Annotated in this window: 16 protein-coding genes, 1 tRNA gene and 1 pseudogene; 10 read left to right on the top strand and 8 right to left on the bottom strand. The window is 57.6% G+C overall.

Translation table 11 applies throughout. The features are described from left to right. Positions 1-142: 142 nt before the first annotated feature. The 7 genes from ACVWYF_RS10185 to ACVWYF_RS10215 all read left to right on the top strand — a co-directional run bounded on the left by ACVWYF_RS10185 (position 143) and on the right by ACVWYF_RS10215 (position 4,908). Complete coding sequence (locus tag ACVWYF_RS10185) at positions 143-880, top strand: TVP38/TMEM64 family protein (protein WP_457067435.1); 738 nt, start codon at positions 143-145, stop codon at positions 878-880. Positions 881-982: 102 nt separating this feature from the next. Then, a tRNA-Arg gene (locus ACVWYF_RS10190) sits at positions 983-1,056 on the top strand. Positions 1,057-1,401: 345 nt separating this feature from the next. Further along, on the top strand, positions 1,402-1,695 hold the full coding sequence (locus ACVWYF_RS10195) for a helix-turn-helix domain-containing protein (protein WP_457067438.1): 294 nt from the start codon (positions 1,402-1,404) through the stop codon (positions 1,693-1,695). Positions 1,696-2,140: 445 nt separating this feature from the next. Beyond that, the gene (locus ACVWYF_RS10200) at positions 2,141-2,440 is read left to right on the top strand and encodes a hypothetical protein (RefSeq protein ID WP_457067440.1); all 300 of its coding nucleotides are present in this window, start codon (positions 2,141-2,143) and stop codon (positions 2,438-2,440) included. A 92-nt stretch (positions 2,441-2,532) separates the two neighbouring features. After that, entirely contained in the window at positions 2,533-3,660 is a 1,128-nt protein-coding gene (locus ACVWYF_RS10205; protein ID WP_457067442.1) for a hypothetical protein, read from the top strand. Positions 3,661-3,712: 52 nt separating this feature from the next. Further along, entirely contained in the window at positions 3,713-3,805 is a 93-nt protein-coding gene (locus ACVWYF_RS10210) for a ribbon-helix-helix protein, CopG family (protein WP_457068218.1), read from the top strand. Positions 3,806-4,161: 356 nt separating this feature from the next. Beyond that, entirely contained in the window at positions 4,162-4,908 is a 747-nt protein-coding gene (locus ACVWYF_RS10215) for a hypothetical protein (RefSeq protein ID WP_457067444.1), read from the top strand. Positions 4,909-5,539: 631 nt separating this feature from the next. On the opposite strand, the gene ACVWYF_RS10220 is transcribed toward ACVWYF_RS10215, so the two are convergent. After that, a complete protein-coding gene (locus tag ACVWYF_RS10220; protein ID WP_457067447.1) occupies positions 5,540-6,778 on the bottom strand; it encodes a tyrosine-type recombinase/integrase in 1,239 nt (412 codons plus the stop codon). A 902-nt stretch (positions 6,779-7,680) separates the two neighbouring features. Here ACVWYF_RS10220 and ACVWYF_RS10225 point away from each other — a divergent pair. Both ACVWYF_RS10225 and ACVWYF_RS10230 read left to right on the top strand, forming a co-directional pair. Further along, on the top strand, positions 7,681-9,240 hold the full coding sequence (locus ACVWYF_RS10225) for a hypothetical protein (RefSeq protein WP_457067449.1): 1,560 nt from the start codon (positions 7,681-7,683) through the stop codon (positions 9,238-9,240). Next, entirely contained in the window at positions 9,241-13,584 is a 4,344-nt protein-coding gene (locus ACVWYF_RS10230) for an nSTAND1 domain-containing NTPase (RefSeq protein ID WP_457067451.1), read from the top strand. 308 nt (positions 13,585-13,892) lie between these two features. Here ACVWYF_RS10230 and ACVWYF_RS10235 read toward each other — a convergent pair whose 3' ends face one another. From ACVWYF_RS10235 to ACVWYF_RS10260, 6 genes and pseudogenes are all read right to left on the bottom strand, one after another. Then, on the bottom strand, positions 13,893-15,554 hold the full coding sequence (locus ACVWYF_RS10235; RefSeq protein WP_457068220.1) for a T9SS type A sorting domain-containing protein: 1,662 nt from the start codon (positions 15,552-15,554) through the stop codon (positions 13,893-13,895). 717 nt (positions 15,555-16,271) lie between these two features. Then, positions 16,272-17,639: pseudogene (locus ACVWYF_RS10240) on the bottom strand (delta-60 repeat domain-containing protein); the annotation flags it as partial. After that, positions 17,596-18,333, bottom strand: a complete 738-nt coding sequence (locus ACVWYF_RS10245) for a hypothetical protein (RefSeq protein ID WP_457067453.1) — start codon at positions 18,331-18,333, stop codon at positions 17,596-17,598. The pseudogene ACVWYF_RS10240 and the gene ACVWYF_RS10245, both read right to left, overlap by 44 nt. Positions 18,334-18,398: 65 nt before the next feature. Beyond that, the gene (locus tag ACVWYF_RS10250; RefSeq protein WP_457067455.1) at positions 18,399-20,459 is read right to left on the bottom strand and encodes a DUF4231 domain-containing protein; all 2,061 of its coding nucleotides are present in this window, start codon (positions 20,457-20,459) and stop codon (positions 18,399-18,401) included. 429 nt (positions 20,460-20,888) lie between these two features. Continuing rightward, entirely contained in the window at positions 20,889-21,362 is a 474-nt protein-coding gene (locus tag ACVWYF_RS10255; RefSeq protein WP_457067457.1) for a hypothetical protein, read from the bottom strand. Between the two features lie 638 nt (positions 21,363-22,000). After that, entirely contained in the window at positions 22,001-22,258 is a 258-nt protein-coding gene (locus tag ACVWYF_RS10260; RefSeq protein ID WP_457067459.1) for a hypothetical protein, read from the bottom strand. A gap of 149 nt (positions 22,259-22,407) precedes the next feature. On the opposite strand from ACVWYF_RS10260, the gene ACVWYF_RS10265 reads away from it, so the two are divergent. After that, positions 22,408-23,466 carry a LacI family DNA-binding transcriptional regulator gene (locus tag ACVWYF_RS10265; RefSeq protein WP_457067461.1) on the top strand — a complete coding sequence of 353 codons (1,059 nt, stop codon included), beginning with the start codon at positions 22,408-22,410 and terminating at the stop codon, positions 23,464-23,466. Between the two features lie 30 nt (positions 23,467-23,496). Here ACVWYF_RS10265 and ACVWYF_RS10270 read toward each other — a convergent pair whose 3' ends face one another. After that, positions 23,497-26,577, bottom strand: a complete 3,081-nt coding sequence (locus ACVWYF_RS10270; protein ID WP_457067462.1) for a glycoside hydrolase family 2 protein — start codon at positions 26,575-26,577, stop codon at positions 23,497-23,499. Positions 26,578-26,599: the final 22 nt, after the last annotated feature.

Consider the following 26,599-nt stretch of genomic DNA (forward strand, 5'->3'; position numbering starts at 1 on the left):
GGTCGGGGATTAATCGGAAACGGCCGGCCGGCTCTGCCCTGTCCGGCAGCTTTCGCCGCCGGGTGCCCGGCCCCAGCCCGCATTTCTGCGTACTTGCAGCGCGAAACCCCGCCGACGGATGGAGGGGCTTCGCCCTTGGCCTATGTTCCGATTGCTGCGCGAGCTTTTCCAGAAAAACTTCTCCACGCTGCTTACCATGTTTCTGCTGGTGGCGGTGCCGCTGCTGGGCTCGGCTTCGCTGCTGACGCTGCTGTATGAAAAGCAGGATTTGCTGCTGCACCTCAGCCCGGGGCAGGCGGTACTGTATTTCGTAGTCATTGCGTTCACCATGGCGTTTGCCCTCACGCCCACCACGTTCGTGGCCATCGTGACGGGCTATTATTTTGGCTGGGCGGGGCTGCCGGGCATGGTGCTGGCCTACGCGCTGGCCGCCGCCATCGGCTACGAGCTGGCCAAGCGCCTCGACCACGGCAAGCTGCGCCACTTCCTGCACCTGTTCCCCAAAGCCGAGGCCGTGCTGGGCGAGCTGCAAAACCAGAGTTGGCAGCTCATCCTGCTCACGCGCCTCTCGCCGGTGCTGCCCTTTGCGCTCATGACGTTTGTGCTGGCCATTGTGGGGGTGCCACGCAAGCGGTTTCTGGCGGCTTCGGTGCTGGGCATGCTGCCGCGCAGCCTGTTCTTTTACTGGCTGGGCACCAAAGCCTCCGATGTACTGGCACTGCTACACGACCCCGACGAGGGCACCCTTAGCAAGCTGGTGCTGGTGGGGCTGGTGGCGGCATCGCTGTTCGGGCTGTACTACGTCTTCAATAAAGCGCTGCACCGTGCGCTACGCGGCAGCGCCACCGAAAACCCGCAAAAATCTCCGACTGATTATTAGCCACTTGCTGCCGCCCACGCATTTTTCTTCCCCTAAAAAGTGCGCGTGGCTTGCACCGCCGCTTTTTCTCCTCTTACCTTTGTGCTCCCAACACGGGAAAATGGTTGTGTAGCTCAATTGGATAGAGCATCTGACTACGAATCAGAAGGTTTAAGGTTCGACTCCTTACACGACCACAGAAAAGGCCTCTAGCAATGCGCTAGAGGCCTTTTTTTATTCATGAGTATGCTGAGAGTATAATTCAGGGGCGAGAGGTTGCTGATTTCCTCTGTTACCTGCTTGTTTCTTTTGTGGCCTGAGCGGGTTTTTACCCACCTTCCCCTACTTTCTCTTTTTCGTCATTTGCTCTTGACGATTTCAGCCGCCTTAATACCACCTCAGACCTGGGCACAGAGAGCAGGTAGATGGCAGCGCTCAATACGTACTTTAAACAACTGATATTCAGAGCACAAAAACAATGGAGGTAACAAAAGCGGGGCTAACTCCTAATCTTGGCATTCTCACACGTTTTTCTTACGCCGATGACCCTGAGCCTGACTCCTTCTGAATTACAAATTGTCACTGACCAACTCGTAGCAGCGTTTCTCCCAGTATTCCATAAAGCTGTACAGAAGGCATCCAAAGCGACGGATGAGGCATTGGATTGCCTTACGGTAGAAACTACCGCTAAGCGCCTCAAATGTGACCCCAAGACGGTCCGCAGGTATATCAAAGATGATAAACTGAGGGCCTCCAATTTCGGGACCCTTAAGCGGCCAGTTTGGAAGGTATCGGAAGGGGATTTGGCTGATTTCTATCGAGCGCACCGCAGGTAGCAAGCCCTTACGGCCTGAATCATATATATAATCCGCCCAGGTACTGACTAGAGGCCAGCATTTAGCTACAGTCCCGCGCCCCTGGGCGTGGGATTTTTTATGTGTACCATAATGGCCTTTTACTCTCCCTTTTGACCTCTAAAACGGCCTATTACGCAGGCTCCTGTACTTACCCCCGGCACCCCTTTACCCCCTCCGGCCCCTCCTGCCGGCTACTAAGCCCCAATACAAACATTCGTATCTTCTTATGTCCCATAAAGTAGTCGATACCCTTAAATTTCAGGGGACCGCACTTGCACTATACACCATATTTTTTGCACCTGGAAATGAATCGTTGTTTTTTCAGTCCAAAACCTGCGGATTTGTTTTCGTGGTGAGGTGAAAAGATTTAATGTTTGGGCAACTGCTTACAAACATGGGCCTATTTACGGGCAAACCCCTACCCATGATAGCAGGCACCTACACATACAACAACCTCAAGCAAGAGCTAAAACCCACGGACCGGCACAGCACCATTTATTCCCTGTGCATAGGAAGAGCCAAGCCCTCTGTTTTTGTCAACTACACTGGCAAAGCAGAAGCTTCGGTACCCCGGCCTGCGAAGACCCTGGACACAGAGAACGGCACCGTCTACGTTTTTCAGGTAGATGGCAGCCGCTACTTCTTCGAAGTCCCTGACCTCACAGCAAAGAAATCTACCATCAAAGTCTACAAGCTTTCACCCCGACCGCACGACATCTCATAGTGCAGTCCGCCTCATAAATGAGGAATCATAACCGAATACCCGACGCCATGCCCTGACCCGCTACGTCGGCCTTTGCCCCCCTCACCCCTCACTTGATTCAGTTTGACAAAGCAACCATACTCCTGCGCTCGCTCGACCCCATCACAACCATCCACAAGCACCCTGATTGGGATATAAAATCACGCAAGTCCGACATGCCTACACTGGCAGGGACAGGCGCTGAGAACGCGGAAGCCCACCAGCTCATTTCCTACCGGTATAGCACTCCCAGGGAGCAAAGAACGTCGAAGCTACCTCACCACTTTGCACCCTCGAAATACCCAGGGTTGCATGATATAGAAATTGACATGATAGCGCAGACGGTGAAAATCACTGTCACCAGCAAACTGCTTGCGGACCCCCGGCAAATGCTAACCCTGGGTAACTTTTACCAGGTTTGGGACGCTATCAATGCTACCAACCTGCTTACGATAGACGGAAAAGCTGCTCAGGCGGCGGCGGGGTTGTTAAGTGGCGATACAACCGTTGATATTCAAATGCTGGCCTTCGTGGCTTCATACGTGCGGGTAGTCGCCCGCTACTACACTGGTAACACCTACAGGCCCATTCCCTACGGTCCCAACGTGCTCTGGCAATCAGTTGCGGGAGGTAAGCGCAACAAGCGCAGCCTGACCTTCTATGATAAAAGTCAGGAGTCAAAAGACGCTCACAACTTTAGCTCCAATACTCTGCGATTAGAGCTACGCCTGACGTCCCTAGAAATGCTGCGCAAGTACCTGGGTCTTGAAAACAAGAAATTCATCCCGTTGGAGTCAGCATTAGCAGCCCAGGTGAATCCAGTTGCAACTGCATTTCAGGAAATCCTTGATGGAATTCAGTTAGACTTTGTAATAGCTGCTAGTACAGCTACCCTAGCGAACGCCACAGGCGCTAACCGAGCAACCATGTTTCTCGCTGAGTTAGACACCCGCCAAGAGGGTATTTTCCTTGTTTTGCAACGGGCAGGGTTTAATCTTGACACAATCCGGGTCAGGCTCAAAGGGGACAAAAACGCGAGCCGCCTGCTAGCTCCTTACCGGAAGATGCTCACGGATTGGATTGCTTTTGCTCCTTATACTTGTCAAGACATTGCCCTCCTTCGTGAGCTTATAAGCAAAGTCCTGCCTTCAAGTGACCTAATTCAATCCTTACCTAAGCTAGATTCAAATGCCCAGGCTTAAACACGACACCCCCCGTAAAAATCGATACCTGCGGTGTTTAATCACTGAAGGCATGCTCAAGAGCTTAGAGAATCATTGCAAAGAGGTCAGAAAATCGAAGTCAAAAATGATTCGGGAGCTATTAACCTTTCATTTAAGCCTTTAACGGTTCATTCACCAGGTAATCTAGTGCATATGCAACCTAAATCTATTAGTAGGGCAACTAGAGGGTCATTAGTAGAGCAGGTTGGCCCCTCTAAGGTATAACATGCGTATATAATCGTCAAGAGCAATTCCTTAACTGGAATTGCTCTTCTCATTTGAATCAAAAAGCCCCTGAGCTTCAAAGAGAGCCTTTAATGAATAAGCCCCTGTCTTTCAACTACAAGCAATTCATTTCGAGCAACAGGTTTGTTAAAAGTCAGATTTATCAGCCCTTGTCCGCCCCTCTTAATAAAACTTTCACCCCCTTTTACGCCCCTTTATTTTCTGATTCCGTAACAAACACCGTAACTTAGCGTCATGAATCCAGAAAATCAGTCTCATATCGACCCCGAAAGCCTAGAAGGGCCTGACCTGGATATTGTCTTGCGCGCATTGAAAGAGGCTTTAAAGTCTACAGAGGAGCGCCATGATAACGCTTTAGGTAGGCTGACTGAGGCAAAGAGGGCAGTAGACCTGATTCAAGTAGAAGCTGACGATGCCCTTAAGGAGCAGAAGACCTTAAAACGTCTAATCGGGAGCAGGCATCTGTTTATCAGTTTTACTTATGCGAATGACGAGGACAGCCTAGAGTCTCCCGGTAACACGCATACAGAGTCAGAATCCAACAACGAAGCTCCTGGGTCTACATCAAATCAGGAGGCTGCCACAAACCAAAAAAGACGTCTTAATGTAAGGGGCAAGTTGGTATCCTTAATAACGAATGCCCAAAGGTTTCAGACTACCCGAGAAATATATGACTTGGCTTGCGCAGAGTTCAACCGCGACTTGCCTCTTTCAACAGTAAATGGCAGCTTATCGATTTTGGTTGAGGACGGACTTCTCCACAGGTTCCCTTCAAATGAGGAAAGGACGAGTTTATATGGTCCCCCTGAATGGTTTATAAATAATAAACCCAAACAAGAATACATGCCTGGGCAAGCCCAAAACCCGCTTTTTAGCGCAGATGGAGCTGCTCTAGGAGATGCCGAAAATGATAGAGCAGAGCCAATGAATTCTACAGGGTCTAACACCCAGGAGGAGACAGAGGAGACGGACAACTTTTAATAAACAAATCGGCCCCTGTTGAAGCAGGGGCCGATATAAGGAAAGGGCTTTCTTATTGGTAATCCATCTAGACGGTTAAGGGGTCCAAACCCATAGCCGGGCCTACTGATAAGAAAGAGACCTGGCTTCCAAACCCAGGTCGTCCCTACAATATTGTTCTGCTGAGTTGAGACCTCAGCAGAACATTCTGGACTGCTCCCCCACAAGGTGTGTGGGGACAACGGTCCGGTCACCCTCTTAACCCCATCAGCGCCATGAGAAAGCCAGATGAAAGCCAAGAGTATATTTATACGCCATACATCACTGTAAAGGGCAAGCGAATATACCGAAAAGGCGGCGGCGTGTTTCGAATTCCGGTAAGCCGGATGAAGAAACGCTAGCCGACTGCAAATCAAAACCTGCGATTCAGGATTTGATTAGAGCACCTGAACAGTGCCTTGAGCACTGGTAAAAACGGCAAGAGGGGTCATTATGCTCACGCATGGTGGCTCCTCTTTTCAGTTTGCAAAGCTACGAAAAAGCGGGGATTTTCTAAAGATAGATACGTAGGGAATTGAAAGTTAATACGAAGCATAAATAATTGGATTCCGTACCCAGGACCTCATTTTGTTTCTTAATGGTGGTAATGTTGTTACAGCATTTCCCACCGTGCAGCAAAATCGGCTACAGCATCTTTTCGCTTCTCGGCCTGTCCCATATATCTCTGGAATGCTACCAGCGACTTATGGCCGCTTAGTTCCATTGTTTCAGGGATGCTGTAGCCCATGCTAAGCAGGAGGCTACAAAAAGTTCTCCTGCTACTGTGCGAGCGAATGTGCAGGTGCTTGGCTTCCCACTTCTCAACTACAGTATCACGCTCCATTGTAGTAATCATGATTTTTTCCTGCAAGCAAGGAAGGTCGGCAACGATTTCAGCTAAGTACTGGTTGAATTTCTGGTTGCTAATAGCGGGCAAGGTGAAGCTACCGTTTTCGGCATCTGCGTAGATGTCAAGCACCGCCTGAGCCTGGGGAAATATTGGGATTTGGCGGGTTTGGCCTGTTTTTTCCTCTCTGATATTGATATGCTTCCCCTGGACATGGTGAGACCTCAACCGGATGAGGTCACCGTAGCGCAAACCTGTGAAAATTTGCAGCACCTGCATATTACGCACATCGCCTAGACGGGTATTAGGGAGCAGGGGCAAGTCGATGAGGGCCTGTATTTCTGACTTGCTCAGCACCACAGGCCGTGCGAGTAGTTGCTTATGCAAAGCCTTCACCTTTTCCCGGTTGATGCCTGGTGCGTCATGCTCAGTCAAAAACTGTTTCAGGAGCCGCACGCGCTTAGCAAGTGTCGAATTTTGGTAGTTAAATTCTTTCAGGAGCCAGTTTTGGAAGCTGTCGATTTCTGCGTTGGAAATAGTGCTAAGTAGCCAGGTCTTACCGTTTGCCTTTTGGTATGCTCTAATATTGGCCAGCAGGGTCCGGAAGTTCTTCCGGGTCGCTTCTTGCCACCGAGTACGACCCTCAAGGTAATTGGAAAGCATGTCTACCAATTCAGTTTCCGGTTGTGCCGCTTCCGCTTGGGCTACCGCAGAAGCTCCCATGTGGGCGTTTAACTGGTCTACCGTTGGCAACACGTTGCCGTTGCTTACATAAAGCGCCGTGACTGCCTCATTCAGGCCGCTCAGTACTGCCTTTAGGTGGTTATTGGTCTTAGTCACGTTGGCAGTACCATTAGCCCGCACAAGCTTGCTTTTGGCGTCCCAGTACTTTTCCGCCACTTTGACCCCGGTTGAAATGCGCTTAATCCTGGGCTTGTTGCTATACTCAGCAACAATGGTGTATTGACCGTCTCTGAGATTCCGGGCAGCGAGGTAAGCATTCATTGGGGTGGAGCCTGGGCTAAGTAATTGGTGTCACAATGATACGACTACTTTTCATATTGAGTATGCCTTGAGTATAATTCAGGGGTAGAAAGCAGAGGAAATACCGGACCTCACATTATATAAAAGTGCCTCAAAACGCGTTTAAAGGGAATTTAATGAATTATACGTTACAAAGGTTGGGGTCCTTACATGACCACTAAAAACCCCATTCACAGGCTGTGAATGGGGTTTTTGCTTTTCCATCGGACGGGATATCGGACAGTCAAGCCTGACCGGGGCTGAAAAGACAAAGTTTTTTCGAGCTTCTCCTTAACTGATTACACTTTTGCTTTCGCCAAGAGAAAGTAGTTGCCAACCTATTCTTTCGGCACTTGGAGCCACTTCCTGCTTGGGGTAGCTCTTTTTTGTGAGAGTCGTAGCCTGCGGCTTTTGCATCGGGTGATTCTTCTCCTTTACCGCAGATACGATAGCGCTACGCTCCGGCTGCGCTTAGCGGGCGTTCAAGGTAGCGCGGACTTCCTGCTCTGGTAGGTGGGTGTAGGCGCATAACTCCTGAATGGAAACCAAGGTGCGGCTGGGCGTGGGCCTGGGACCCGAAGCGACGGGCGGCGGGCCGGGCGGCGCGGACTCTGGAAGTGCGGGGCCGTAGGCGTATTCACGCCGAAGCAGTGGCGCAAATTCAACTACAAAAACAGCATGAGCAAGACGACTATAATGTATTCATCAACTGCCCCTTCGACAATAATATAGGAGCCCCTCTTCTATGCCATGGTGTTTACCATCCACCATGCTGGCTTCATTGCTCGCTAAAAAGCCCGGAAACGCATAATATATTAGCCAGAATATCTTGTACATTTGGACCAAGCGGTTTTGTTCTACTCCGGTTCATCCCGAACACCTCCATGTCTATCCTGTTTCCCGAGTTTGAATACGATATTTTCATCAGCTACCGGCACAACGACAATCTATTTGATGGGTGGGTAACAGAATTCGTGTCGCGTCTCCACAAGGAGCTCGCCGCATCGATTAAGGAGCGACTCACCATTTACTTCGACAAAGACCGGGCAGACGGGCTGGGCGATAGCCACCAAGTGGGCCCCAGCCTGGCGCACCGCCTGCGCTCGTTCATCTTTATTCCCCTGATTTCGCAGACCTACTGCGACACGGAGCGGTTTTCTTGGCAGCACGAGTTTCTGCCTTTTCTGCAGCAAGCCGGCCACGACCGGCTGGGGCTGTCGCTCCGCTTGCCCAGTGGCAACTACGGGTACCGGGTGTTGCCGGTGCGCATCCACAACCTCGACCCCGCCGATGTGCAATTGCTGGAACGCCACCTCCACGGCCAGCTCCGTACCATCGACTTCGTATACCAGGACCTGGGCGTGAACCGGCCGCTGCGGCCGAAGGACGAAGAGCTGCCTCGTCTCGCAGAGAGCCTGCTCTACCGCAACCAAATCAACAAAGTGGCCAACGCCATCAAGGAGTTGTTGGCGGCCAGTAAGTTGCTCCCGCCTCCGGCCCCCGGGGTAGTCCTGGCGCCTAGCGTTGCCCCCGCGGCGCTGGCTGCCCCGCCAGCCGGTGCCGGCCCGGTGGTATTTCTGGCCTGGACTTCGAAAGAACTGGCGGCCCGGCGCGAGGAGTTGGCCCTGATGTGCATGAAAGCTGGCATGCAGGTGGTGCCGGCTATCGACTGCCCCTTGGACGAAGAAAAGTTCCGGACGAGGACCCGCGAGGCCCTGGGCGCAGCCACCTGCGCGCTGCACGTGTTGGGCAACGAGTTCGGCCGCCGGTTCGAGGACGACGAAGAGTGCTCCTTTCCCATGTTTGCCTACCAGGAAGCCCGCCGCGCCACGGCCGAGCAAGCCGGGTTCCGGCAGTTTATGTGGTACTGCCCCGACGAAAGCCTGGCGGTGAAGCCCGCGCAACGCGACTTTGTCAACAGCATCCGCAACGAGCTCACGGAGCGCTGCACTTTCACCAGTGCCCCGAGCGCCATGCAGCTGGTGGAGGACCTACGCAGCACGCTGGGGCGGGTGGAGCCGGCGTCCGAAGAGGTCGAGAAAGAAACGGATATCTTTTTCGTTTTCAACGAGCTTGACAGCGAGGAAGCGAACCAGATTACCGACCGGTTGAGCGAGGAATTCCCGTTGGAAATGCTGACCATCGAGCCCGACAGCGAGGACTTGTACAAGGAAATAACGGTCCGCAACATACCCAAAAGCAAGCTGGCCGTGGTGTACTTCAAGCATAGCGCCGACTGGGCCTTGCCCTTCGTGAAGCAGGTGTGGCGGCTGGTAGGCGGCGCTGGTTCGAACACGCCCATCCTGTTTGTGGGCGAAGACGACCCCATGCAAAACCGGATGCGTACCTTCAAGGCACCCCGGGTGATATCCCGCATTCAGCCACACCGCGGCGTGAGCGACGAGGTGCGGCGCGTGTTGCAGCAAATTAACGCCGGCGCGTAGATGGCCGATATTGACGACTCCCTTTCCTCGTTGTTTGGCAACGAAGAGCCGATTTGTCCTTACACGGGGCTGCGCACCTTCACCGAGGACGAGGCCATTTATTTCCGGGGCCGGGAAAGCCACGTCGCCAAGTGCCTGGATTTGCTGGCCGCTCAGCGCTTCGTGATGATTACGGGTGCCTCCGGCGATGGCAAGTCGTCGCTGGTGTTTGCCGGGCTGCTGCCCGAAGTGCGGGCGGGCTTTCTGCGCGCGCGCTACAGCAGCTGGGCCGTGGCCACCTTCCGGCCCGAGCGCAGCCCCCTGCGCAACCTGGCCCAGTCCCTGGCCACGGCCCTGCGGGTGGAAAGCAGCGCCGCCGCCATCGAAACCGAGCTGGAACAGGGCTTTTCGGCGCTGGTGCAGCTCTACCAGGCTTCGCCGCTGTGCCCGCCGGCCACCCTGCCCGAAGGCCTGACGCCGGCCGAACAGCGCCGCTATCAGTTGAAATCAAGCAACCTGCTGGTCGTCGTCGACCAATTTGAGGAGTTCTTTACCAACCCCGAAAACTACACCAAGGACGGCCCCAACGCGGCGGCGCAAACCGTGGTGAACCTGCTGCTGGAAACCACCCGGCTGGCCCAGGCCGAAAACCTGCCCATCTACATCGTATGCACCATGCGGTCCGACTTTGTGGGGCAGTGCGCCGATTTCCGGGGCCTGATTGAGCAGGTGGGGGCCAGCCAGTACTTCGTACCCCGGCTGCTGCGCCACGAGTTCGTGGAAGTCATCAGGGAGCCGGCCCTGCTCAGCGGCAATCGCATCAGCGAGCGGCTGGTACAGCGCCTGCTCTACGACATCCGCAACGGGCAGGACCAGCTGCCGGTGTTGCAGCACGCGCTGCGCCGCATCTGGCTGGCGGCCGACGAGGGCCGCGAGGAGATGGACCTCTTCCATTACGCCATGGTGGGCGGGCTGAGCGATGCCCTACCCGCCGCCGACCAGACGCGGTTTGACGCGTGGCGCGCCACCGTACCCGGCCCGGAGCAGCAATTCCTGCTGGCCCACGCCTCGCTGCGCAACGTGCTCGATGCCCATGCCAACCAGCTGTACTACGCCGCCACCAGCCTCTACAACCAGACCTTTGAGCCGCCGCTGCCGACGGGCACCGCCGAACGGGTGATTGAGCAGACCTTCCGAATGCTCACCCGCACCGACGGGCAGCGCGTGGTGCGCAACCGCCTGACGGGGGCCGAAATCACGGCCATTATCAACGACGAAGCTCTGCCCTGGCCGGTGGTGTGCCGCATTTTACGGCCTTTCCGCCAGCCCGGCACCACCTTCCTGTCGCCGCTGCTGGGCGAGGACGACGACGACCGGGCCGTGCTGCCCCCCGACGCGGTGCTGGACATCACCCACGAGAGCCTAATTCGGAACTGGGACCACCTCGCCCAGTGGGCCGTGCAGGAGGCCGAAGACGTGCGGGTGGCGCAGGATTTCATGCAGCAAGCCAACCGCTGGCAGGCCAACGCCGAAAACCCGGGCTTCCTGCTGCCCATTGGCCCCTACACCTACTTTTCGCAGTGGCGCCGGCGCAAAAAAAGCCTTTCCAGCTGGCTGGCGCACTACGTGGCCAGCGGCAGCAGCACCGGCCCCGAAGCCAGCCACCGCCTGGCACCGGCCGAGGCCCAGGCCGGTGTGCTCACGCGTTTTCTGGAAGCCAGCCGCCGACGCCTGGTGGTGCCGCTGCTGGTGGCGCGCTACGGCATCGGCCGCCTGGCGGCCGTGGTGCTGCTGCCCTTGCTGCTGGCGGGGCTGGGCTGGTGGGCGTGGTCGGCGCGCCAGCGGCAGAGCGACTACGTCGCGTATTCCATTGTCGAGGAGCGCACGCCTTTCCTGGAATCCCCTTACGAGTCGGTCGATGACAAAGCCCACTTCCTAATCCAAACCGACCGGCTGAAAAACGTGGTGTACCGGCCCTGGTTCGGCGGCCGTGCGCCCGAAGCGTACGCCTTCCCCCGAATGCTCGACGCGCTGAAAGACGATAGCCTGGCGCTGGACATTGAGCTGAGCATGTATTCATCGAATACCATGGAATATGATTCCGTGGAGCGGGAAAACCCCTACACCCGGCGGCTGCTCTTCGACCTGAACCACCGCCTGGGCCAGGCGGCGCGACATCTGCCCTCCACGGCAGCAGTACCCATCAGCGCCCGGCAGCGCATCGTGGCCGTGTACACGGCCCGCCTGGTAATGGCTCTCACCCACTATTTGCTGTGCGTAGAGCAGCAAAAAGCTGGAATAGTGGAGCCGCTGGCAGCGCGGCGGGCAGCCATCCAACGCCTGACCGCGATGAAGCTGCTGCTGTTGGGTCGCTTGTACACTTACGTTCGGCAGGAAGCGGAAGCAGCGGCCGGGCCGGCGCCCAGTCCCGTGGAGTTTGGCTTTTGCCTACGGGTGTTGCTGGGGCAGGGCGATTACCAGCCAACGGAGCTGGCTTTTCTGGAAGGCCTGAGCCCTTTTGGCAAACCCGCCACCCGAGCGCAGTTTCGGCGTTTATTCCCGCCTCGGCAGGTGCTATATGCCAACGATGGCAGCATTCCTCACAGCGGCGGCTACCTCAGCAGCGCCATCGCCTTTGCGGCTCTGCGGCAGCCGGCCCGAGTAGCGCAGTGCCTGGATTCGCTCCGCACGCAGGTAACCAAGGTGGACGACCGCGACGGCGGCATTGCTGTGCTGCCCTACCTGGTGAAATACGGGGTTTTCACCCCTGAGAATGCGCTGGATTTGCTGCGGCGCTGTAGCCGCATTGGCGGATATTCTTTTAATGAAACGTACGCGGCGGCCGTGTATAGCTTGCTCAGCGTCACCCCCTCCTACGCCGTGTACGACGTGAGCAGCTTATCCTACGGCAGCACCAATGCTCTGGACGCGGCGCGGGTAGGCACGGTTAATCCCGATAACCTCAATGCGGACCGCGTGAGCTTTACGGTGCCACTAGCTATCCGCGACAAAGCCTGGCAGGTCTTGTTGAGCGCCGCCCCGCGGGTGGCCGCCGGTGAGCCGCTCTTCATTGAGCACAACGAGCATGCATTCCAAGCGCAGCCCATCACGGCCGCTAAGTACCAACGCAACCTACTCTTTTTACAAGCATTCCTGGCCAAGATGCACGGCGTGTACCTGTGGGAGTTAAAGCACCAGCCCGAAGAAGCGGCGCGGTCCTTTTCCGAATTCAGTACTCGTCTGCAGGAGCTTCAGCGGGCGTGCCGGCCCGGCGAGCGGGTTAACACCTTTCAATGGAACCTGAGCACGCCTGTGGCCCTCGGCATTACAGAAGCTAGCACCGTCGAGCAAAATCCCATCACGTTTCTGCGTGAGCCCACCCGCCCTAAAACCTTATTTTTCGAGTCGTACTACACCTGCTCCTTCAGTCCCTTTTTCACCTATCAACTGCAGCACGAAGCGGCCCAACCGCTGCCCGATGCGGGCGTGGTGCAGCTACTAGACAGTGTAGCCTTTGTAGAGGCAGTCTTCCCCGACCGATATTCCGGGGTTCGTGTCTACTCTTTGCGCACCTCTGCCTTGGGGCGTTCCTCCCAAGACATTCCCAATCTGGTTTGGATTAAAGCCCTTACAACCGTGAAGTTGAACAGCCCAACGGCGCGCCAGCAGCGCAACGCTATGCTGTTTATTGTTTCGGCCGCCTTGCAAAGTCCCACGCGCTTACGGCAGTTAACTCTTACACCCAATCTGTTGTCGTTCGTGAGGCAGTTACCAAGCCAGCCGGCGTATAGCCAGGAACCGTTGCAGATTGTTTTTTCAAGCCTAACTGCGGCTTTTGCCCACGAGGGCCGGATACCGGAGGCTTTTAAGCTGGCCAATGCCTTGGGCGAACCTATGGCTACCATTTCCAAGATTCGCATCGCGGAGCAAGCCATGCTGACGAATAACCAAGCGCATCAGGCGATGCTCGACGGATTTTTAGGGCACTACCGGCAGCAAAGCCTTCGGTACCCTGAAAACGCCGCCGGCAGCATCATCAGCGTGTTGTACTGGCGCCCTTATGCCGATGACCGCCACAATGCTACGTTTTACCAGCTAGCCGGGTTCCTTATCAAAGAAGGCAACAGTTTTGTGCAGGGCCACGGGCAGTTGGCCATGTGCAAAGGCCGTAGTCTAGCTAATCACGATTTTGATGCAGTGCGTGATATTCCAGCTTATGAGTCTGAGCGTCTGCGTCAGCCCTATTTCAACGCCGTACTGCTCGGACTGGCCCATCTCAAAACGACTTCTGCTGGTGATGGCTGGCACGAATACGACGATTGGCAACTCGCTTCGCCCAGGGACTACGACGGACCAACAGACTGAACAGGATGTCGATTCCGACATACAGGAATGTGGAGAGGCGACCCTTCGCGTATATTCAATAAACGATTCACGCACAAGAAGACGCGAAGGGTCGCTTCTCTACATCTTCCGACTTGCGGTAGATTGACCCTGCTCCAACTGCCCCAAATCGGGGAATACCCCGTTCCTTAGAGCTTATAAAAGCCCGCTGGCTTTTAACGGTGCGCTGGTTTTAGAGCAATTACTTGAAGTTACTTATCGCCAAAGCCAAAGAGCCCCCACCACTGCATGTGGCGGGGACTCTTTAGCTTTGGCAAGTGTAGCCGACCTTATTCGACCACCAGACGCCGTACCACTATGGCACTGCCTATCTGCAAGCGCAGGGCATAAACACCATGGGCTAGGCTTTGCACGTTTAGCGGCAAACGGGTGCCCGTGGCCACCAGGGACGCTACCTGCTGGAGTACCATCTGACCCAGTTCATTGAAGAGCGTTGCCTGCACTTCCGCAGTGCCCGGCACCCCCGGAATTTGCACCCATACCTGGCTTTGCGCCGGGTTGGGGTACAGGGCAATGTCACGGGTTGCGGCCTGGGCAGTGGTGGCCGTCACCACGGTAGGGCCAAAGCGCAGCTGGAAGCGGTTTTTGATAGGCCCGCTGGGCGGCGCTGCCAGGGTGAAGGAGTAAGTATAGGGCGCGACACCCAGGTTCACGGTATTGTTGCCCTGGAGGTCATCCAAATAAGCAGACACCCCAGGGAGCAGCCCTTGTACGGTATCCGCTTTTATGGTGTAAGTGGCCGTGCCCGTCTGAAAAACCGTTACGGTGAGCGGTACTATCAGACCGCTACTTAGGGCCGAAAAAGCCTTGACGGCAAGCTCGTCTTCCGACGCGAGCGTGGCCGCCGTAATGCCCAAGTTGGGTCCATTGGGATTGATAATGCGGTAAGCATCCCCATTAGAATTCATGCGGCCACTGAACTCATAAACCGCCAGGTGAGGCGGCTTGCCGCCGCCGCCGCCGCCGCCATTACGGAATTCCAATTGTACGCCGCGCCCAACCGCCGCGGGCCGGTTGAAGGCCGGCTGAGTGCCGTAGCTGGTGACGCGCTGGCTGTTTCTGAACCTGAGCCTGGGGACCGGGGGCGTTGCCGACAGGGTGTCCTTCGTGCGCACGAAGAAGGACTGCCCGGATGCCACAATGGGACTGTCGCCCCAGCCATTGATGGAGGCCGTATAGAAGCCCGAACTAGCTCCGGTGCTGACGTAGGTATAAATAGCGGCGTCCAGGTTGGGCCGGTCGGCGGGCGCTACCCGGGTCCAGTCGAGGGGCGCGGGGTAGGGATTCCCCACCAGGTTCCAGCCGGCGTTAGCGGCCAGCGGGCCTACGTTGTTACGGGCCGGGAGGCGCACCGTGAGCGTGTCCGTAAAGAGCGTGCCCACGAACCGAACCTTTGCGTTGACCGGAATCTGAAGGGCATATCCCTTGCCCACCACCAACGGGTCGGTGAGGGCAGTCGGCGAAATCCGGCCCCGCTCAATTGCCGGCAGGCCCGCGGGCGAGGGCGACCCCACCCGGGTGGGGTCGTAGGTGAATACGGTGGGGAAAGGCGTGACTGGCGTAGTGGACGTATTGGTGTTGTACGCCGGGTTGACCACGGGCGTGAAGTTGGCCGTGGCAAGGTCGGCCACCGTGAGGCCGGTCACGGGCGGGCTGTAGTAGCGGTAGCCCGGGCCGGCGTTGAAGGCCGGGTCGATGTAGCGTTCCACGGTGGCGGTGCCCAGCACCCGGCCCGCCGCGCTGTTCACCACCAGGGCCGTGCCCGCCGCCGACGATGGCAGGGTCAGCGTTTGTCCATTGAGGTCAAAATTGCCGGTGCTGGCAATGGTCAGCGCCTGGCTCACCGTGGTGGGAAGGGTAAGTTTGAGAGGGGCTGCAAGGCCTGTAGGAGCAGGAGCATCGTAGGTCAGGTTGCGAACCTGGGCGGGCAAGCCATTGCCTGTTGTTGGGCCCGTTCCTGTGGTGCTCGAACTCGTGTAGATATAGTTGGCATCGGGAGCGAAAGTCCGTGTCCCCGTTTGCACTGCCCCGGTTGAACCAGACGTGGTGATGCCATCCCTATCGCCAACGCTCAGCGTAGCGCCAGCCCGTAGTGCAAAGCTACTACTGCCTGGCATTCGGTTGGGGATGGGTACAAGCTTGGTACTGCCCAAGACCATGGAGGCACCAGTATTCACTGTTGCCGTTTGAACCGGCACCGACGAGGTGCTATTCAAAACAATGGTGCCACCGGTATTCACTGTTGCAGTTTCAACCGACGAGATGAAGCCATTCAAGACCAGGGAGCCACCGGTATTTACTATTGCATCTCCAACCGTGTAGGTGCCACCCATCTGGGCGATGCCACCCGAATTCACGGTTATCGAACCGTAAATACCTGTGGCAACATAGGTTGGAGTGTTAATAATCAGATTGTCACCAAAAACGATGCTAACGGGTGTTGAATTGGTTTGCTGAGTGCCAATCGTAGCTGTGACCGTGAAGGGTGCGGTGAAGGTTCCCGCCCCTCCCTGAACGCCCGTTACCGTCAGGTTTCGGCCGGTCGTGGGATTCGACGAACCCACCGTACCTGGGGCGCCGGGAGGACTGGAGTACCAGGCATAGGTTACATTGGTCAGAACAGGCTGCGAGTTCATGGTATCAGGCCCGCCGGTAGGCGTTAGCCGGGTGATGCCCTTGGCAAACGTGCCGCCTGCGATTACTTTATTATCACTTTGCACGGCTATGGCATTTACGTCTGCCCCTACTGAGGCAGTAAAGCCGGTGTCTAAACGAACCAAGTTGCCTGAACTCGACGAGCCAAAACGTCCTCCTAACAGGATTGAGGTGCCTTGTAGTCCAATAGCAAACGCGCTATTGTTTACACCATTGATGGGGCAGGTAAAGGTCCCGTCAATGGCACCAGCATTTGTCAGCCGCTTGACGACAGCACCATTTACATCCAGGTTGTTGCCCCCCACCAATATACCACTGCCGGTCTGCAGAAAAACAACCTCTACGCTGGGGTTGCCTTGAGTATTAGGTAGCAGCAGTGGAGTAAAGCTGGGGTCATCTCCACCAGCTGACAATAACCGGCTAACGGCGTAACGGGTAGTTGAAATACCCGTGGCATTGTTGATGTAAGCAGTAAAAGCCCCGCCCACTACGATTGAACCGCTTGACTGAATAGCAATGGTTTTGATAGGGGCGTTGAATCTTATCGGGTTTGCCGCGGGAAGGTTAAAGGTATTGTCTTGAGTGCCACTCGAGGTGATGCGAGCAATATAATAACAGGTGTTGTTAGCGCTGTTATTATAGGCGGTAAAGCTTCCCCCCACTACTAGTTTGCCATCGGATTGGATGGCAATGGCATTGACTGTATTATTAAACCCAGTGCCGGTTGCAAAGGTGTTATCTAAGGTACCGTTAGCATTAAGGCGGGCAATACGGTTGCACGTATTCGCGTTAAAGCTTGTAAAGCTTCCCCCCACCACTATTCTACCATCGGACTGGATGACAATGGCATTCACGCCGCTACCATCGAACCCGGTGCCTGTGGCAAAGGTGTTGTCGAAGCTACCATCCAGATACAGGCGGGCGATGTGATTGCATGGGTTTCCGTTGTAGCTGGTGAAATTGCCGCCCACTAGCATTTTGCCATCCGGTTGAATGACAACAGATTTAACTGCGTCGTTAAATCCTAGGCCTGTGTTGAAGGCTGGATAAATCACAGTAGCAGTTAGGCTAATAGAACTGCTGGAAGGCACGGTTATTGGCCCTGCAGGACTTATAGTTACCTGAAATGCAGGATATCCATTGGCGGCAGGTTGTGCATGTACCGCCGTTAAACTGCTCAGCCCAAACACCAGGGCAAGCAGACGAACAAACCACACACGGCTACGAGTACAGTGGGCAAAGAAGGTAGAATGTGTCATGTTATTCGTGGAGTTGCGTAATTGGTAAAAGGAAGATAATAATCTGGCAAACACCCTGCTACACCAGCTCCCGCTCGCGCAGCAGGGTGTAGGAATAGGCATTGGCCGTGCTGTGGCGGTAGTTTTCGCAGAGGCTCAGCAGCTCGCTGTGGTCGCACTTGCGCTGGAACACCTGGCAGCCCGCCGACCAGTTCACGATGCGCGGCGTGGCGCCCATGGAATTGGAGCGGTGAATGTTGATGCCGAAAAAGCCTTCCTCAATCACCTTGGTTTCTTCCGCGAAAACGTCGCGGTCGTTGTCGCGGTACGCCCGCACTTTCCCGTTCTGCTGCACCAGCGCGGGGTGGTCGGGCTTGCTCATGTGAAAGCCCAGCTGGTACACGCCGTGGTACTGGCCGGGCACCAGCACGGCACAGCCGGCCTTGCTGAGGGGCTTCTGTAGGTAAAAGTTGCCGGGCGTGGTGGTGATTATCCAGGCTTTCTGGCGGTCGGTGCCCGCCGTAGCGGCCAGTTGCTGCAGCGCAAACGTGGTGTTGCCGCCCGCAATGCCATCGGCCTTGATGGGCTTGCCATCCTTCCCCACGTAGCACCACGCCGCCAAGAACGCCTGCTGCTGGCGCAAGGCAAGGCCGGCGGGCATGGCCGGCTGGCGCCAGCAGCACACCAGTAAATCGTTGAACACATCGGGCAGCGTGAGCGTGGTCCGAATGCCAATAAGATTCGGCGCCGAGTCGTGCCACTGGTAGCCCAGTTTTTGCAGCGACTGTTTCAGCAAGGCAGGAGTAACGGCTTTCATCGATAGGTATGGGGAAGAAGGTGGAGACTGGGAAGCTGCCCAGGTTGGCAGGGAATTATTCTTTATTAATTGGCTACTGATTTCGCAGAAGTAATACCCGAGCCCTCGTAGGCAACTGTCGCGGCGGGTGCGGGCGGTTCAACTTCGGTCATTTCGGTCCCGCCCGTGTCTTCGGTAGGCAGCACCGCTTCGGCCGTGAGCGCCTCCGTGGCATCGGCATCCGTCGATTCAGCAATGAGCGCATCGGCCGTTGGTGGGGTTGGTTCCGCAACAGCCTGCGTGTTTGATGGGCTACCGGGGGATGCCGAAACCGAGGCGTCTGCCGCAGTTTGCCGCGGAACTTCACCTGCGGGGGTTTCCGGCTGCTCGGACGCGGGCGCAGGTTTTTTGTGTAGGTCGGCCAGGGCATTCTGCATTTGCTGCACCCAGCCGTCCGACTCGGCTTGCAGGACCTGCTCGGTGTGCTCGACCAAGGAGTCGAGGTTGGCTTGCTGCAGTTGCTGCTCGGGCGGCAGGGCATGCCACCAGGCCCGCACGTTCGATAGGTCGGTGGCCGCTTGGTTGTATTTGGTCAGCGTGCTCTCCGTTTGCCGGTACCCCAGGTAGCTGCCCATGGCCGCCACCAGGGCCGTGCTCAATGCTATCCACACCTGTTGGCCGACAGCGGCCAGGTAGGTGCCAATGCCCCCCACAATAAACGTCAACCAGGACAAGGTCTTGAGCTGCTTATCGAGCCGCACGGCTTTCCGGCGAAAATATGCCAACTGATTGCCCAGCCGAATGTCGAGGTAACGGTTAGGCGGTAAAAAGCTTAGCCCGTCGTCATCGGCTCCGGCGGCACCGAGGCCGCGCGGAAACCCCGGGCCCTTGTCGTAGGGCACCAGGGAAGAAGAATTTACTTCGGTGCGCATGGTGCGCCGGGTTATTTCCTCAATCCGCTGGGCCAGTTGCTGTTCGGCATCCTGCTGGTAGGAAGCGGAGCAGGTGCGGTATCGGTAAATCTCCCGCTTAATGGCCTCCGCGCCGGCGCGTAGCAGCAGCCATTTCGAGCCCTGCTTGAAGCGGTTGGTGGCCGTGACCAGAATGGCCAGCGTAATCGGAACGAGTAGCAGAAGATGATGCAGCAGCCACCAGCCCAGCTGGTTATCCTTCAGCAGGACTGCTGGGGCGGCTAGCGTGCTGGTACCGGGCTCTTTGGGGGCATACAGCTGCTGGCCAATGGCCAAGCCTGTGCCCAACAACCCGAGTAAGATAACGGCCTGCTGGAGGTGATGAAACCGTTTTTGTTGAAGATTGGCGTTGGCGTCGTAATCAGCAAAGGTTTCCCAGGCTTGCAGCAACACGTGATTCGCGCCTAGCTCCCGCACCAACAGACGCTCCAGCCCCGCCACCGAACCGCTCACCGGGTAGAAGCGCAGGGTTCCTTCGGCCAGAATTTCGGCCAACGCGGCGTTGTCCGTGGGCGCATCGCGGGTCGGCCAGGCGGCGGCCAGCTCGTCGGCAAGGCCCCCGCTGCCTTCCACTGCCACAATGAGGCGCCGTTGCCGCACCGCTGCCAACATTTCACCGAGCGCACCCGGGCCGCCCCCCACCAGCAACACAACGGCGGGGACGCTGCCCCGCGCTGCCGAAGGCGGCTCCGACGCACCCTGGCCGCCTGGGGCAGCCAAAGCGGCCACCAACTGGTACATTAGTTTCGTTTCCGTGCCCCACTCGTTGCCTTCTACTAGCACGAAGTGCGAGTGGTTGGGCTCTAGCGCCACTCCCGTAGCCGGGCCATCGGGGTAAACCACCAGTCCTTTCGGGGCCACGCCCAGCAGGGTGGTTTGAAATCCGCGGCTGGCCACTCCCGCCCCCATCAGTTCCATTACGCCCGCTTGGGTGCCGCCGTCCACGACGAGCGCGCCCGCCTCTATGGCGGCCTGGGCCACGGCCCGGTCAAAAAACTGCGCCAGTTTTGGGGCAAGTTGGGCATCCAGGCTATCCGCGCTTCCTGCCACCACCAGCACCGCTTTGTATGGTCCGAGGGACAAGGCGCTAAGAATGTCCGTTGCCGTATCCTGTGAAGTGGGCAGGGCCGCCCTTGCGGGCGGCCTTGCGCTGGTGGCAATAGCAAGTGTTTGCATGAGGAAAATGACGAAGCGGGTAGACTTTTTTACCTCAGCACTGCCGCCGGGGCAGGGCCTGATAGTAGCAGGGCAATTTCTTTCCCCATCCCCTTGAGACTAACTGCGTGGCCAGTTTCGTCTTAGGGGCGGTGAGTGCAGGATAGTGTTGAGGCTGAAACCAACTTCAACCACCCCTAAAAGCAGTGGCTCTGAGGTCCCGTTACCTGGCAAATGTACCTGATTTTTTTCATATTTTACCTTTGAAAAGTGAGAGAATTGCGGCGTGCAAAAACAGAACCCAGGTGCGGGTGGGCACGACTGGCTCGTTGCACAAAATTTTAAACCTGAGCAGCCTGCCTGCCACGTTTTTTGCCGCCATGCAAGCCTCTGCTTAGCACTTCTTAGCCATTCAGCCCGGCCTTTGCGGCACCCTTGCCGGCGGGTTTCTTATCGGATTTTCCGATAGCTCAACGAATTGCCCCTGGCGGTGTAACTGAGTTCTAGGCTTTCTTCGTCCACGCCAACTACCTCCCAGCACATGTCTTCCTGGGGCTCAACCAAGTACTTTTCGTTGTCGCCGGGCTGCCCGGCTCCCGGGATTGACGGGCAGGCCCGGTCGAGGACAAAGGCAGACGAGCTGAGTTGCTTGCCGTCGTAATAATCAATATAGCGGTGCCCCTTTAGCTCAATGACACTTTTGGCGTCTTCCCTGCTCTGCCATTTGCCTTGCAGCAGCTGGTAGGTGGTTTTGGTGGCCGCGGCCGGCCGTGGTTGTGCGGGCTGCGGCGCGGCCGAATGGACCACCGAGCCTAGTGGCGCGGCTGCAGCCCCCGGCGTTTCGGGGACCGCAGCCTTCTCTTGCTCGGACGAACAAGCCGCAAGGGCGCTAAGCAGGGCAAATAACAGGGGGATGATTTTCATACAAAGGAGGCTTGGCAAGGCTACGGCGCGGGGGTGGCTGCGGCACCACGAGGGGGCCGGCGTAACTGGGGCTTGCGGGAGCCGTGGCCCTGAGGCATTTGTAGCGGCTGCTCCAGATGAGGTTGCGCTCGACCACCCAGCGGCGTGGCAACAGCACCAAACCTTGTTAGGTGTGTCCATTTTAACTACCTTCAAATCGATGCCTTGTTGCTGCTGGCACCAGCACATCACCGGTACCAGCAGCAAGGCTATGATAACGCTTTATTTTTATCTGTACGCCGCTTGCATTTCTTTCGCCAGTGGGTCCACCTGGGCCCGGTCCTGTTCGCTGGCTGGCATAATCACGGCGGCTAGCAGGCGCTAGACGTGCGGAAGGTCACGTATACCTTGCTTTCCTTGCGCCGATTGACCTCGAACGATTTCCTGCCGGGGACCCAACGAGGACCCGTGGCTATTCTTGCCTATATCAGGCCACACCAGACCAAACAGGGATTGGCAGAGCAGACCGCCAAGAAAGCTAAAGAAGACCGTTTTGCCCGTTCTCACCTAGCCAAATTGATAATTTCCGGGCCTTACACGACCACAAAAAAGGCCCTTACAGCAATATGAGAGACTTTTTCTTTATAGTCTGTGGCATATTAGGCTAATTTTCGGCGAATTGAAGAGCGGTACTTACGCATCGTAGCCAGCGGCACACCAGCGGCCACCTGAATTCTCTTGAAGCGAAGCCCCTCCCCGGCCGATGCTTCGCGCAATAGGTCGCAGAAGGTAATCCAGCCGTGTACGTCGCCCATGATGTTGGGCACGTAGTTCTTCTGCCACGTACCGGTATGCTGGAAGTAGAGGCAGACAGGCAATGAGCCACTCCCTGAAAACAGCGTAGATTCGATGGCCAAAAATATCCGGACAGGGTTGTGCTTTTGGTGGGCAGCCCGTCTAACATGCCATCAAATTGCCCTGTCTGTTGGCTGAAACAGGCAGTCTGATTCTATACTTACCGGTTGCGGAGAGCCGGGTTAATTGCCGGCATTCTCCTGATAATTTTATGGCCAAAGGCAGTAAACGTATTTCCATTCAGGACCTTGCAGCGGAATTGGGCCTTTCGGTTTCGACCATTTCCCGGGCGCTCAACAATGCCGTTGATGTAAGCGATGCCACAAAGGCGCAGGTATGGGCACTGGCCGAAAGGCTCAATTACCAGCCCAACAGCATGGCCGCTTCCCTGCGCAGCGGGCGCAGCAACGTGCTGGGCGTGATTGTGCCCCACATCAACGGGGCCTTTTTTCCGGCGGTTGTGCATGGCATCGAGCGCCTAGCCAGCAAGGCGGGCTTCAACGTGATGATATGCCAGTCGAGCGAGGAAGTGGACCGGGAAAAGAAGCACATCAACGCCCTGCTAAAGGCCCAGGTAGACGGCGTGCTGGTGTCCATGTCCAATACGACGCGGGATTTTGCCCATTTCGAGCAGGTGCGGCGCAAAGGCATTCCGCTGGTATTTTTTGACCGCATGCCCGACCTGCCCAACGTGTGTGGCGTGGTGGTGGACGACTACCGGGGCGCTTACCAGCTCACCGAACACCTGATTGCCCAGGGCTGCCGCCGCATTGCGCACCTCGCCGGCCCCCAGCACCTGAACATCACCTTCAACCGCCACCGAGGCTACCACGATGCCTTGCTGGCGCACGGCTTGCCCTACGACGACCAGCTGGTGGTGCCGCTGCACAACTCACGAATGGAGGGCGGCGCGGAGGCCATGCGGCAGCTGCTGGCAAGAACCGGCCAGCCCGATGCCGTGTTTTCGGCCTATGACTTTGCGGCGGCCGGCGCGTTGCAGGTGCTGGAGGAGCGCGGCATCCGGGTGCCGCAGGACGTGGCGCTGGCTGGCTTCAGCAACGAGCCGTTCACCACCATGGTCAAGCCCCGGCTCACGTCGGTGGACCAGCGTGGCGAACTGATGGGCGAAGCGGCCGTGCAGCTGTTTCTGCAGCTGCTCAAGCGCACCGACACCTTCACCGGCCAGCGCATCATGCTCAAGCCCCAGCTGGTGGTGCGGGAGTCGTCGTTGCACGGCCAAGGGGGCACGCCGCCGGAAAAGCAGCCTTAACGGCACAAGCTGCTCCCGCTCCGCGGCGTTTTACTGCGGCGTGCCGGCCCAGCGGAGCATGTTCAGCAGCAATTGCTGCCCCACGAGGTTGGCCTTGTTGCCGCGCGAGGTATCAAGCGCGGTGAGGGCGGCATTTTCGCCGTCGCCTTCGGCTTTTTTACCGGCTTTCACGCCGCGTAGGGTCGAGAACATATCCAGGGCGCAGAGCACGATGCGGCCCCGGCCGTGCGGCACCACGCTCAGGGCCGAGTACACTTCCTTCTTGTGGTCGGAGACGCAGCCCACGATGGTTTCGCCGTTGAACAGGCGCAGGCCCAGCCGGGCGCGGTCGTAGGTGGCGAAGCACTGATATTCCCAGTTGAAGACGCAGGACTGCGGCAGGCCGGCAAAGAGCGGGTGGCTTTTCACGAAGTAGTTGCCGCCGTACCAGCTGGTGCCCAGCTCCTTGGCACCACGGTAATCCACCACTTCCTTGCGGGCCAGGTGGGTGGCCCACTTGTCGATAGTGCCCACCACGATGAGCGTATGGCCCTCATTCACCCACTCCAGAATGTCGGTAACCAGCGGGTTGCCGGTTTGCTGCGGGTTGAAGGCCCCCACCAACAGGTAGTCGCCCACCGGCCGGCCCGATTTGAATTCTTTGAACGAGCTGACGCCCACGGATTTGAGGTAGCCGGCCAGCACGCCGCTGGTGTCGGCCACCATGCCGGCGGCCGGAATGCCGGCGGTGCTCAGGCGCACGGCAAACAGCTGGTCATCGCCGGAGGCCACGGCGGCATTCCCGTTCAGCAGTTCGGCGCGCACGGTGGTGTAGCCGGCGCTGGCGGGGATAATGGGCAGCCCGGCCGTGAGCAGCTCGCCGTAAGTGGTGCCGCCGCTGGCCTGCACTGGCAGGGTTTTGGTGAAAACGACCTGGCCCTTTTCATCGGTGGCCTGCACGCGCAGGCGGTATTTGCCGTGCAGGTTGACTTCGTTGATGAGGTAGAAATCGGCCCGGCAGGTGTCGCCCACGCCCAGCACTTTGCGGGTCAGCTTCACGGCCACGTACACGGGGCGGTTGTAGCGGGCGATGAGTTGCACGTCGCCCTTGGGGTTGCGGTAGCTATCCACGATGCCGGAGTGGTTTTCGAGCATCATGCTTTCCCAGCCGTTCACGGCGTAGCCGTCGGCGGTGTTGTTGAGGCGCACGTTTTCGATGGCGCGGCCCTGGTAGTAATAGGCGGTATTGCCCATGGCGGTGGTTAGCGCGTCCACCGTTGGGAAGGCCTGCCGGAAGCCGGGCGTGGTGGTCAGGAACTGGTCGTAGGCATCGTACCACTGCAAATAAGCGGCGCTTTCCCAACCGATGTCCTTGCCGGTTTTCAGGATTTCATCCCGAATGAGTTGCAGACGCGGCGGCGTGCCAATGGCCCCATCCTCGCCCCAATAGACGATTTCGTCCTTGTGGTCGGTGAAGCGCAGGTACTTGCCGGGACCAGAATACAGCGCGTTGTTGTACACGCCGGGGCCACCGGCGTGGTGCTGGTCGAACCAGCCGTAGTCGTAGAACTTCGCATCGTAGGGCCGCAGGTGCAGCTTGAAGCGCGGGTTGGGCTGGAGCGTGGGGTCACCGTTGGAAGAGTTGTATGTGAGCAGGCGGGTTTCGTCGAGCTGGTGGGCGGCGCTCATTTCGGTGCGGTCCTGGACTTCGGGCGGCGCGCCGCGCTCGTTGTGGAAGTTGTAGATGATGAGCGAAGGGTGGCTGCGGTCGCGCCGCACCATGCGCAGCACCTTTTCGGTGCGGGCCGCCAGGTAAAAGTCCGCCTGCTTTTTGCCCAGCGAGTCGGTGGCGTTCATCAGGTTGGCCGGGTACTGGTTGCCGCCGGGCTCCTCGAAGTAGAGCAGGCCCAGCTCATCGGCATAGTCGAGCACGTTGGTTTGCCCAATGGTGCGGTGGAAGTTGAGCATGTTCAGGCCCAGCGCCTTGGCGGTTTCCACCTGCTTACGGGCCAGCGCGTCGCTCGGCGCAATGCCGTTTACCGGCCAGAAGCCCCAGGAAATGGCGGTGCGCAGCACAATACGCTTGCCGTTAAGAAAGAACATTCGGTCACCGCCGGCCACGTCCCGGGCCTCAAACCAGCGAAAGCCGAACCGCTGCCGGTCGGTGTCCGTCGCATTGTTCGCGCCTTTCCAGGTGGCCGTGAGCTGGTATAGGTTGGGAGTTTCGACGCTCCAGAGCTTGGCCGACGGCACCTTCACGGTCACGGTTTTGGTATTCAATCCCGAGGGTAAATCCGACAGGGCAACCTCCTGGCTAAAAACCGTTTTTTGCGCTCCGCCGTGCTCTTTCACTTCCAGCCGCAGGGTGCCGCTGGCGGGCTGAGCGGTTTGGTTGGCGGTGGTCACCTGCACATCCACTTCGCGCAGGGCGGGCTTGTTTTTCACGAATACGTCCTGCACGAAAACCGGCGGCGTGGCCACCAGCTCCACCTTGCCCGTGATGCCGCCGAAGCCGTGCGTGGGCTGGGTGCGGTAGCTGCCCCACATGAAATTCTGCGAGTCGCGCCAGTCGAAGTTGCCGTTGGGGTCGGTAATGCGGACGGCCAGCTCGTTGGCCTGCCCGTAGCGCACCAGCTTACTAATGTCGATTTCAAACGGCGTGCTGTTCACCAAATCGTAGCCCGCCAGCTGCTGATTCACAAACACCTCGGCCCGAAACCGTACACTCTCGAAGCGCAGCACCACGCGCTGCCCTTGCAGCGCGGCCGGGACCGCCAGCCGGGTGCTAAACCACGACACGCCCAGGTAATTCCCGCTCAGCCCGAAGGCGTTGCCGTTTTGTCCCCAATAATACTGCTCCACGGTGGCCGGCAGATGCACGGTTTTGCTCTCGGGGCCGGCCAGGGCCGCCCAGCCGCCCGTGGGCGGGTTCACCGGCAATTGGCTGACGTTGACGGGTGGCGCGTAGAGGCGGTCAGTCGCCCACGGCGCGGCTTTGTCCAGCCACAGGTGCCAGTCCTGGCCGGACAGGTCCTGCACGAAGCGGCCGGTGCCGGGTTGGGCCTGGGCGGCCAGGCAAAAGCTACATAAACCAATAAGTAGTAACCGACTAAAGCAGCTGTGAAGGGACATGAGAGAAGGAAGAAACGGCCGA

It is taken from the genome of Hymenobacter sp. UYAg731 (assembly GCF_054061335.1).

Excerpts from the sequence above, each read along its gene's own strand:
- ACVWYF_RS10185 (WP_457067435.1), top strand. The coding sequence starts at position 143 with ATGTTCCGATTGCTGCGCGAGCTTTTCCAGAAAAACTTCTCCACGCTG.
- ACVWYF_RS10195 (WP_457067438.1), top strand. The coding sequence starts at position 1,402 with ATGACCCTGAGCCTGACTCCTTCTGAATTACAAATTGTCACTGACCAA.
- ACVWYF_RS10200 (WP_457067440.1), top strand. The coding sequence starts at position 2,141 with ATGATAGCAGGCACCTACACATACAACAACCTCAAGCAAGAGCTAAAA.
- ACVWYF_RS10210 (WP_457068218.1), top strand. The coding sequence starts at position 3,713 with ATGCTCAAGAGCTTAGAGAATCATTGCAAAGAGGTCAGAAAATCGAAG.
- ACVWYF_RS10215 (WP_457067444.1), top strand. The coding sequence starts at position 4,162 with ATGAATCCAGAAAATCAGTCTCATATCGACCCCGAAAGCCTAGAAGGG.
- ACVWYF_RS10220 (WP_457067447.1), bottom strand. The coding sequence starts at position 6,778 with ATGAATGCTTACCTCGCTGCCCGGAATCTCAGAGACGGTCAATACACC.
- ACVWYF_RS10225 (WP_457067449.1), top strand. The coding sequence starts at position 7,681 with ATGTCTATCCTGTTTCCCGAGTTTGAATACGATATTTTCATCAGCTAC.
- ACVWYF_RS10230 (WP_457067451.1), top strand. The coding sequence starts at position 9,241 with ATGGCCGATATTGACGACTCCCTTTCCTCGTTGTTTGGCAACGAAGAG.
- ACVWYF_RS10245 (WP_457067453.1), bottom strand. The coding sequence starts at position 18,333 with ATGAAAGCCGTTACTCCTGCCTTGCTGAAACAGTCGCTGCAAAAACTG.
- ACVWYF_RS10250 (WP_457067455.1), bottom strand. The coding sequence starts at position 20,459 with ATGCAAACACTTGCTATTGCCACCAGCGCAAGGCCGCCCGCAAGGGCG.
- ACVWYF_RS10255 (WP_457067457.1), bottom strand. The coding sequence starts at position 21,362 with ATGAAAATCATCCCCCTGTTATTTGCCCTGCTTAGCGCCCTTGCGGCT.
- ACVWYF_RS10265 (WP_457067461.1), top strand. The coding sequence starts at position 22,408 with ATGGCCAAAGGCAGTAAACGTATTTCCATTCAGGACCTTGCAGCGGAA.
- ACVWYF_RS10270 (WP_457067462.1), bottom strand. The coding sequence starts at position 26,577 with ATGTCCCTTCACAGCTGCTTTAGTCGGTTACTACTTATTGGTTTATGT.